Origin of the sequence: Pelomicrobium sp. G1 (genome assembly GCF_051905455.1) — a bacterium.
In the GTDB taxonomy this organism is placed as follows: Bacteria; Pseudomonadota; Gammaproteobacteria; order Burkholderiales; family UBA6910; genus Pelomicrobium.
Map to the genome: position 1 here is coordinate 1 of NZ_JBQACR010000104.1, position 461 is coordinate 461.

The following is a 461-nucleotide window of genomic DNA, read 5'->3' on the forward strand; positions in this document are numbered from 1 at the left end:
TGAAGTATGAGCTCCAAGCCCGCGCCCCGTCACATCCTTCGCAGCATCCTCGCCCAGGGCAAGCGTCCCTGGAGCGCCGCCGAGGTGGCGCGGCTGCGCGCCCTGGTCGCCGAGGGACGACCCAAGCGCGACATCGCCGCCCGGCTCGGGCGGGCGCCCAGCTCGGTGAAGGGCAAGCTGTACTCGCTCGGCCTGTCCATCCGCCGGCGCGGCGCCGCGCTCCCAGCGCCCGCCAGGCCATCCTTGCCTAAGAAAGGCCGCGTCACGCGCCCGTGCCTCTGCTGCGGCCGGCCGTTTCCGAGCGCCGGCCCGCACAACCGCCTGTGCGAGTCCTGCCGCAAGCGCGAGCCCGATCCCCTGGACGTACCGGCGCGCGTCTGGAGGCCATGATGATCCGCTACTGGTGCTTCGACGAGGCGATGCTCACGCGGGCGCTGCGCGACTGGATGGACGTACAGCAC

At 72.5% G+C, this 461-nt stretch carries 1 protein-coding gene; it reads left to right on the top strand.

Annotated elements, in window-relative coordinates:
• The first annotated feature begins 6 nt into the window (after positions 1 to 6).
• Positions 7 to 390, top strand: coding sequence for a hypothetical protein (locus ACTFO6_RS17685; RefSeq protein ID WP_439935733.1), 384 nt, complete (start codon positions 7 to 9; stop codon positions 388 to 390).
• Positions 391 to 461: the final 71 nt, after the last annotated feature.

Bases quoted from the DNA above. Each gene is read 5' to 3' on its own strand.
- ACTFO6_RS17685 (WP_439935733.1), top strand. From the start codon at position 7: ATGAGCTCCAAGCCCGCGCCCCGTCACATCCTTCGCAGCATCCTCGCC.